The 8681-nt window shown below is 74.3% G+C and carries 8 protein-coding genes; 4 read left to right on the top strand and 4 right to left on the bottom strand.

What is annotated here, in order from left to right:
* Positions 1-86: 86 nt before the first annotated feature.
* The 4 genes from AB0D45_RS34115 to AB0D45_RS34100 form a co-directional block, all read right to left on the bottom strand.
* Positions 87-1145: an iron-containing redox enzyme family protein gene (locus AB0D45_RS34115; RefSeq protein WP_362466431.1), complete on the bottom strand. Its 1059-nt coding sequence runs from the start codon at positions 1143-1145 to the stop codon at positions 87-89.
* Positions 1142-1339, bottom strand: a complete 198-nt coding sequence (locus AB0D45_RS34110) for a CDGSH iron-sulfur domain-containing protein (RefSeq protein WP_361610396.1) — start codon at positions 1337-1339, stop codon at positions 1142-1144. The genes AB0D45_RS34115 and AB0D45_RS34110 overlap by 4 nt, the downstream gene beginning before the upstream one ends.
* A gap of 52 nt (positions 1340-1391) precedes the next feature.
* Positions 1392-2045 carry a HemK2/MTQ2 family protein methyltransferase gene (locus AB0D45_RS34105; RefSeq protein WP_361610395.1) on the bottom strand — a complete coding sequence of 218 codons (654 nt, stop codon included), beginning with the start codon at positions 2043-2045 and terminating at the stop codon, positions 1392-1394.
* 125 nt (positions 2046-2170) lie between these two features.
* Positions 2171-2410, bottom strand: a complete 240-nt coding sequence (locus AB0D45_RS34100) for a DUF6479 family protein (RefSeq protein ID WP_362466429.1) — start codon at positions 2408-2410, stop codon at positions 2171-2173.
* A 120-nt stretch (positions 2411-2530) separates the two neighbouring features.
* Here AB0D45_RS34100 and AB0D45_RS34095 point away from each other — a divergent pair, with 120 nt between their 5' ends.
* The 4 genes from AB0D45_RS34095 (at position 2531) to AB0D45_RS34080 (ending at position 8564) form a co-directional block, all read left to right on the top strand.
* Entirely contained in the window at positions 2531-4000 is a 1470-nt protein-coding gene (locus tag AB0D45_RS34095) for an ornithine decarboxylase (RefSeq protein ID WP_362466426.1), read from the top strand.
* A 135-nt stretch (positions 4001-4135) separates the two neighbouring features.
* Positions 4136-6382, top strand: coding sequence for a catalase (locus AB0D45_RS34090; RefSeq protein ID WP_362466423.1), 2247 nt, complete (start codon positions 4136-4138; stop codon positions 6380-6382).
* On the top strand, positions 6379-7404 hold the full coding sequence (locus tag AB0D45_RS34085) for a YihY/virulence factor BrkB family protein (RefSeq protein WP_362466421.1): 1026 nt from the start codon (positions 6379-6381) through the stop codon (positions 7402-7404). The genes AB0D45_RS34090 and AB0D45_RS34085 overlap by 4 nt, the downstream gene beginning before the upstream one ends.
* A 35-nt stretch (positions 7405-7439) precedes the next feature.
* A complete protein-coding gene (locus AB0D45_RS34080; RefSeq protein WP_362466418.1) occupies positions 7440-8564 on the top strand; it encodes a glutamate--cysteine ligase in 1125 nt (374 codons plus the stop codon).
* The last annotated feature ends 117 nt before the right edge of the window (positions 8565-8681 follow it).

Genomic DNA, 8681 nt, shown 5'->3' with positions numbered 1-8681 from the left:
CGCAGCGCGGCCGGACCCGGCGGGGCGTCGGGGGTGGGGGCTGCTCTCCGGGAGCCCGCGTCGGACGCGGGGGACCGGCACGCTCCTCAGGACGCCGTCCCCGCAGGCGCCGACGAGCCCCTGAGGGCGGAGCGGCCGTCCTCCCACGCGGTACGGATGTGGGCGGCGAGGCGGTCCTCCAGCAGGATCGTGGCCGCGCAGCCGAAGGCCACGTCCGGCTCCAGGCCGGGTTCGTCGGCCAGCAGTCCGCCGATGACCTCGTGCCGCACGACCTGTTCGTGGACGGCGTCCGCCTCCACGTGCTCGGCGTAGAAGTGCTCGGCCGCCGGGCCGGCCCCGCAGCGGCGCATCGCCTTCGCCAGGCGCCGCGAGCCGGGCGAGGAGGTCACCTCCACGCACGCGAAGTGCCCCACGAGCGCCCCGCGCAGGGCCCGGTGGAGGCCGAACAGGGACATCAGGTTGACGGTGGCGAGCAGCGGGGCCGGGGCCTGCTCCAGGTAGTGCCCGTAGGCGGTCTCCAGGCCGAGGTCGTCCATCAGGTCGGCGAAGAGCCGGGCGTGGATGCGTCCGGGGTGGCCCGCGCCGAACTCGTCGTACTCGATGGCGACCATCGCGGCCTTGGCCCGGCCGCTGAGCCGGGGGATCACCCAGGCGTGCGGGTCGGCCTCCTTGAGGTGGTACAGGGAGCGCAGGGCGGCGTACTCGCGCAGCTGCCACAGCTCGCCCTCGGTCTCCAGGTAGTGGCTGAGGCTGCCGCTCAGGTCCACGGGTTCCACGAGGAGGGGGCCGAAGGCCGCCTCGACGGTCTCCGGGGCGCCGGCCGTGGCCGTGCGCAGCGCGTGGAGGAAACGGTCCTCCAGAGCGCGGCGCAGCCCGAGCAGCGCCGGATCCCACTCCAGGGTGTCGTCCACGCCCGCGAAGCCCCGGTAGTGCAGTTCGTACAGCAGGTAGAGGGCCAGGTGCAGGTCCTCGCCCCAGGGGTCGGCCTTGAGGACCGCCGTCGTGCCGAGGGCCGGGGCCCGGCCGTCGCGCAGCGCGTCCACCACGGCGCGGGACAGCGGCCCGCGCCCCTCGGCCAGCACGGGACCGGCCGGCGCGGGAGCGGCCGGCACGGGTCGGGCGGGGGTGTGGGCGGGTGCGGTCATCGCTCGTTCCTGTCCTCGGGTGGGTTCGCCCGCTCGCGGGGGCGGTGGCTGGTGTCGCACCACGGGTACGTACGGCTGCGGCGGCAGGTGCACAGGGCCACCATGAACCGGTCCGAGCGGGCGGTCGTCCCGTCGTCCAGGAGGATCTCGACGGGGCCCTCCACCAGGACCGGGCCGCAGCGCTCCACGGACACCCGCCGGGGCCTGGCGGCCTCTCCGGCGGGCCCCGGCGCGGCGGGGCGGGGTTCAGAGTTTCCGGGCACGGACGACCACCAGCTCCTCCTGCTCGGCGCCGGCCTCCGCCAGCCCCTGTTCCTGCAGCCAGGCCCTGCGCGAGCGCAGCACGGGGCCCCAGGGGACGAACGCCCGCTCCGTGACCTGCGCCTCCATGCCCTGCCGCGCCAGCAGCTCCAGCGTCTCCTCGGCCCCGCACATCCCCGAGTGGACCATCAGCAGCACCCCGCCGGGGCGCAGCAGGGCCGGGGCGGCGGCGCAGATCCGGTCGATGACGGCCCGGCCGTCGCTGCCCGCGTCCCAGGCGCGCCGGGCCCCGCTGGTGGGCACGCGGGCGTCGGGGCACGGGACGTAGGGCGGGTTGGCGAGGACCAGGTCGAAGTGCCGGCCCCGGGTCCTGCTGACGAAGTCGCCGTGCAGGACGCGCAGCCGCAGGCGCTGGCGCCAGGCGTTGAGCCGGGCGGCCCAGACGGCGGGCCACGCCACGTCGACGGCGGTGACCTCGGCGCCCCGGGCCGCCGCGCGCAGGGCGAGCGCGCCGGTGCCCGTCCCGATCTCGACGACCTCGGCGCCCGGGGCCAGGGGCTCGCGCGCGAGGGCGTCAGCGAGCAGCAGCGTGTCGGCCTGCGGCCGGTACACGCCGGGCGGCGCGATCAGGTTCGGCATGGGGTCGGTGTACGTGAGGGCGGTGCTCGGCACGGGATACCTCCTGGTCGGCCGCGCGGGGTCGGCGAGGACGGGACTGCGTCGGCGGGTCACGGGTGCCGTGGGGACGGGACTGCGTCGGCGGGTCACGGGCGCCGTGGGGTGTCGGGGCCGGCCCCGCGCTCGTCGGGGGCCTGCCAGGATTCCTGGCGCGCCCGCGCCGCGGCGCTCTGGTCCGACGGGAGCGCGCCGGGGTCCTTGCGGGCCGCGACACGCCGGGTGCCGTACCAGAAGGCGCCGATCAGGAGCGCGGCGACGACCACGCCCGCCAGGATGAGGAGGAGGGAAGGGGAACCGGAGGCCGCGAGGGCAGCTGAGGCGATCATGGGCAGCGCCTACCCGCTATCCCGGGATTTGCACCTGGTCCCCGCACAGCGGGGCGGAGGCCGCCCGACACGGCCCGGGGTGCCCGTTTCCGTCCGGATCGCAAGGGCACACGGTCGTGCATGGATCAGTCGAAAACCCCCGTGCTCGACGCGCTGGCGGCTTACCACGCCGACGGCCAGACCCCTTTCACCCCTCCCGGTCACAAGCAGGGCCGGGGCGCCGACCCACGGGTACGGGCGGTGCTGGGCGACGCGGTGTTCACCTCGGACGTGCTCGCCACGGCAGGCCTCGACGACCGGACGTCCTCGCAGGGCATCGTGGAGGAGGCCCAGGCGCTGATGGCCGACGCCGTCGGCGCCGACCACGCCTTCTTCTCCACCTGCGGGAGCTCGCTCTCCGTCAAGTCGGCCATGCTGTCCGTCGCCGGGCCGCACGAGAAGCTCCTGATCGGGCGGGACGCCCACAAGTCCGTGGTGTCGGGCCTCATCCTGTCGGGCATCCGCCCCGTATGGGTGGACCCCCAGTGGGACGTGGAGCGGCACCTGGCCCACCCGCCGTCCGCAGAGGCCTTCGAGGCGGCCTTCGCCCGGCACCCCGACGCCCGCGGCGCGCTGGTCACCACCCCCACCCCGTACGGCACCTGCTCGGACCTGGCCGCCATCGCCGAGGTGTGCCACCGGCGGGGCAAGCCCCTGATCGTCGACGAGGCGTGGGGCGCCCACCTGCCCTTCCACCCCGACCTGCCCACCTGGGCCATGGACGCCGGCGCCGACATCTGCGTCACCTCGGTGCACAAGATGGGCTCGGGCCTGGAACAGAGCTCGGTCTTCCACCTCCAGGGCGACCTGGTGCGGCCCGAGGTGCTCAAGAGCCGCGAGGACCTCCTCGGCACCACCAGCCCCTCCGTCCTGGTGTACGCGGCCCTCGACGGCTGGCGCCGGCAGATGGTGGAGGAGGGCAAGACCCTCTACGGCGACGCCCTCGCCCTCAGCGCGGAGGTGCGCGAGCGCCTCTCCCGCATCGACGGCATGCGGGTCCACGGCCGCGACGACTTCTGCGGGCCCGGCCGGGCCGCCGACATGGACCACCTCCAGATCGTCCTCGACATCAGCGCCTGGGACGTCACCGGCTACCGGGCCGCCGACTGGCTGCGCCGCCACCACCGGGTCAACCTCCACCTCGCCGACCACCGCCGCATCAGCGTCCAGCTCACCCACGCGGACGACGCCGAGACCGTCGGCATCCTGCTGACCGCCCTCACCGACCTGGCGGCCCACGCGCCCGGACTGCGCACCGGCCAGCCCGTACGGGTCCCCTCGCCGGCCGGGCTGCGGCTGGAGCAGGCGGCGCTGCCGCGCGACGCCTTCTTCGAGCCGACCGAGCAGGTGCCCTGGGAGCGGGCGCGGGGGCGGATCGCCGCCGAGATGCTCACCCCGTACCCCCCGGGCATCCCGGCCGCGCTGCCCGGCGAACGGCTGGACGGCGCCGTACTGCACTACCTGCGGTCCGGCGTCGAGGCGGGCATGGTCGTACCCGACGCGGCCGACACGCAGGTCACCAGCGTCCGCGTCCTCCGCGAGGACGGCTGAGCCCACCCCCGCGCGCCTTCGACGCGGCGCGGGAGGGTTCATCCCCGAACAGCGGGTAGGCGCCGTCCAGCCGAGCCACGACGGGACCGCGCAGCCGCCGCGGCCGTCCACCGAACCACCCCCTTGGGAGAAACGATGACCACAGAGCACTCCGACACGACCCCGGCCCAGGGCGACGGCGGCCTGCCGGGCAAGCCCGGGCCGGTGTCCGCGACCGTGGCCGAGCCCACCGGGCCGGCCCAGCCCCTGCCGCCGAAGCCGGACCAGACCGGCCCCGAGACCGTGAGCCCCACCGGGCAGGCCACCGGGGCCGAGCAGGCCCGGATGGCGCAGAGCGGCGCGTACCTGACGACGGCACAGGGCGCGCGGCTGTACGACAGCGACCACTCGCTGAAGGCCGGGGCCCGCGGACCGGTGCTGCTCCAGGACCACCACCTGCGGGAGAAGATCACCCACTTCGACCACGAACGGATCCCCGAGCGGGTGGTGCACGCGCGGGGCGCCGCCGCCCACGGAGTCTTCCAGGGCTACGGCACCGCCGGCGAGGTCTGCAAGGCCGCGTTCCTCGCGAAGGACGTGGAGACACCGGTGTTCGTCCGCTTCTCCACCGTCCTCGGCTCCCGGGGCTCGGCGGACACCGTGCGCGACACCCGCGGCTTCGCGACCAAGTTCTACACGGACGAGGGCACCTTCGACCTCGTCGGCAACAACATCCCGGTGTTCTTCATCCAGGACGCCGTGAAGTTCCCCGACATCATCCACGCGGGCAAGCCGCACCCGGACCGGGAGATCCCGCAGGCGCAGAGCGCCCACGACACGTTCTGGGACTTCGTCTCCCTGCACACCGAGGCCACCCACCACACCCTGTGGAACATGTCCGACCGCGGCATCCCCCGCTCCTACCGGATGATGGAGGGATTCGGCGTCCACACCTTCCGCCTGGTCAACGAGGCGGGGGAGACCTCCCTGGTGAAGTTCCACTGGAAGCCGAAGCTGGGAGTGCACTCCCTGGTCTGGGAGGAAGCCCAGCTGATCAACGGCATGGACCCGGACTTCCACCGGCGCGACCTCTTCGACGCCATCGAGGCGGGCGCCTACCCGCAGTGGGAACTGGGCGTCCAGGTCTTCCCCGACACCCCGGACCAGACGTTCGAGGGCATCGACCTCCTCGACCCCACCAAGATCGTGCCCGAGGAGCGGGCCCCGGTGCAGCCCATCGGCCTGATGACCCTGAACGCCAACACGAAGAACTACTTCGCCGAGACCGAACAGGTCGCCTTCCACCCCGGCCACCTCGTCCCGGGCATCGACGTCACCGACGACCCGCTGCTCGCGGGCCGGCTCTTCTCCTACCTCGACACCCAGATCAGCCGCCTGGGCGGGCCGAACTTCGGCCAGCTGCCGATCAACCGGCCGCACGCACCCGTCAACGACATGCTGCGCGACGGCATGCACCAGAGCGCCGTGCACACCGGCGTGGCCCCCTACCGGCCCAACAGCCTGGACGGCGGCTGCCCCTTCCTCGCCGGCGCCGACATGAGCGCCTACATCGAGGCGCCCGTGCGGGTGGCGGAGGCGACCAAGGTCCGCGAGGCGCCCGCCTCCTTCTCCGACCACTTCAGCCAGCCGCGGCTGTTCTGGCTCAGCATGAGCCCGCCGGAGCGCGAGCACATCATCGCCGCGTACACCTTCGAACTGAACAAGTGCTACGAGCAGGCGGTCAAGGAACGCACCCTCGCGGTCCTGGCGAACATCGACCCCGAGCTGTGCGAACAGGTCGCCCAGGGCCTCGGCCTGCCGGCGCCGAAGGCCACCGTGCCCCTCACGGAGGAGGCCGCCAGCCCCGCGCTGTCGCAGGTGGGCCGGACGTGGCCGGCGGACGGCCGCGTGGTCGGCATCGTCGCCGACGACGCCGCGGACCTGGACGGCGTACGGGCCGCCCGGCAGGCGCTCCTGGACGGGGGCATGGTGCCGCTCGTCATCGGCCCGGCCGGCGGCAAGCTCGACGCGGAGGGCGAACCGGTCGCGGTCCAGCGGACCTTCGCCACCGCCCGCTCCGTCGAGTTCGACGCCCTGCTGTTCGCCGGAGTGCCCGCACCGGCCGCCGACGCCCACGGCGCGCGCGACGCCAAGGCCGGGAACGGGAACGGGGCGCCGCACGGGGCCGACCCGCGGGCCCTGCTGCTGCTCACCGAGGCCTACCGGCACGGCAAGGCCGTCGGCGGATGGAACGGCGCCGACGCGGTCCTCGCAGCCGGCGGCATCGCCCCGGACGGGCCCGGCGTCATCGTCGGCGAGAGCGGCGCGGCGGCCGTGGAAGCGGTGACGGCGGCGCTGTCCGAGCACCGGGCCTGGGACCGGTTCCCGCCGGTCCGGGCATGAGCGCCCCGCGGACGGCACGCCAGGAGGGACGAGGGCCCGCCCCCGAGACCGGGGGGCGGGCCCCCGCCGGGCCCGCCGACCTGCCGAAGCGGTCCTGGAAGGCCGTACTGCGCGGCACCGTCAGGGAGTTCACGGACGACGAGCTCTCCGACCGGGCCGCCGCCCTGACCTACTACGGCGTGCTGGCGATCTTCCCCGCCCTGCTGGTCCTCGTGTCGCTGCTCGGCATGGCCGGCAGGTCGGCCACCCAGCAGGTCCTCGACAGCCTCCAGCAGCTCGCCCCGGGCTCCGCCCGGGACGTGATCAGCGACGCCGTACGCCAGCTGGAGGGCCGCAGCGGCGTCGGATCGCTCCTGGCGGTCGTCGGCCTGCTCGTGGCGCTCTGGTCCGCCTCCGGCTACATCGCCGCCTTCATCCGCGCCTCGAACGCCGTCTACGACGTGCCCGAGGGGCGCCCGGTGTGGAAGGTGCTGCCGCTGCGCCTCGCGCTCACCGTGGCCCTGATGCTCCTCGCCTGCGCCGGCGGGCTGATCGTCGTCTTCACCGGCGGGCTGGCGCGGCAGGCCGGCTCCGCCCTCGGCATCGGCGACACCGCCCTGGCGGTGTGGTCGGTCGCCAAGTGGCCGGTCCTGGTCCTCCTCGTCACGGTCATGATCGCGCTGCTCTACTGGGCCGCGCCGAACGCCAAGGGCCGCGGGTACAAGTGGGTGACCCCCGGCAGCCTGCTGGCGCTGGTGATCTGGATGGCCGCCTCGGCCGGGTTCGCGTTCTACGTCGCCAACTTCGCCTCGTACAACAAGACGTACGGCACGGTCGCGGGCGTGATCGTCTTCCTGGTCTGGCTGTGGATCACGAACCTCGCCATCCTGCTCGGCCTGGAGTTCGACGCGGAACTCGCCCGCCAGCGCGCCATCGCCGCGGGACTTCCCGAGGACGAGGAGCCGTACGTGCGCCCGCGGGACACGCGGGCGTGGAGCGAGGAGGAGCGCAGGCATGTGCGGGAGCGCGAGGGGCAGGCGTAGGTGAAACCGATGGATGACTCAACAGGTGGCGATACATGCGCAGCGTAGGCGTGGAAGAAGAACTGCTGCTCGTCGACGCGGAGAGCGGGACCCCCCTGGCGGTCTCGGGTGCGGTCCTCGCGGCCGCGGACCGCGTGGCGTGGCAGCAGGCGGACGGCGGCGCGGGCGCGGGTGAGAAGCCGCACGAGTTCGAGGCGGAACTGCAGAAGGAGCAGCTGGAGTTCGCCACCAAGCCGGTGACGCACATGGGCGAACTCCAGGACGAGATCATCCGCATCCGCGGCGAGGCGACCCGGCACGCGGAGAAGGCGGGCGCCGCGGTGGCCGCCGTGGCGACGTCCCCGCTGCCGGTGCGGCCCTCGCTGAACGCCGGCAAGCGCTACCAGTGGCTGGGGGAGCAGTTCGGGCTGACGGCCCAGGAGCAGCTGACGTGCGGGACGCACGTGCACGTGTCGGTGGACTCCGACGAGGAAGGCGTCGCCGTCCTGGACCGGATCCGCCCCTGGCTGGCCGTCCTGACCGCGATCAGCGCCAACTCGCCGTTCTGGCAGGGCGAGGACAGCGGATACGGCAGCTACCGCAGCAGGGTGTGGAACCGGTGGCCCTCGGCGGGCCCGGTGGACGTGTTCGGCTCCGCCGACCACTACCACGAACAGGTCCGCGCCATGATCGGGACGGGGGTGCTGCGGGACGAGGGCATGATCTACTTCGACGCGCGGCTGTCGTCCTCGTACCCGACCGTCGAGGTCAGGGTCGCGGACGTGTGCCTGCACGCGACGACCCCCGTCCTGCTGGCCGCGCTGGTCCGCGGCCTGGTGGAGACCGCCTCCCGGGCCTGGCGCGCCGGCGAGCCGCCGGCCCGGGTCGGCACGAGCCTGCTGCGGCTGGCCTCCTGGCGGGCGGGACGCTCGGGGCTGGACGGCCCGCTGCTGCATCCCGAGACGATGCGGGAGACCTCCGCCGCCCACGCCGTCGAGGCCCTGTACCAGCACGTGCGCGAAGCACTGCGCGACCACGGCGACGACGAGCGGGTCCGCCGGGCGATCGCGCACCTGCACGAACAGGGCAACGGCGCGCGCGTGCAGCGCCGGCTCCTGAGCAGCGAGGGCAGCCTCGCCCAGGTGGTCATCGAGTGCGCCCGGATGACGAACGAGGGCTGACGGCAGCCGACGCGTCCGGGAGGAGCGCCGCCGGGGGGGGCCGGGGGGGCGCCCCCCGCCGCCCGCCGGTGGAGGGCTACGAGGAGACGGTGATCTCGACGAGGACGTGATCGCGGC

Origin of the sequence: Streptomyces sp. NPDC048352, from assembly GCF_040651895.1 — a bacterium.
In the GTDB taxonomy this organism is placed as follows: Bacteria; Actinomycetota; Actinomycetes; order Streptomycetales; family Streptomycetaceae; genus Streptomyces.
Note: the sequence above shows the minus strand (reverse complement) of the source record. Positions and strands in the feature narration are given on the sequence as shown.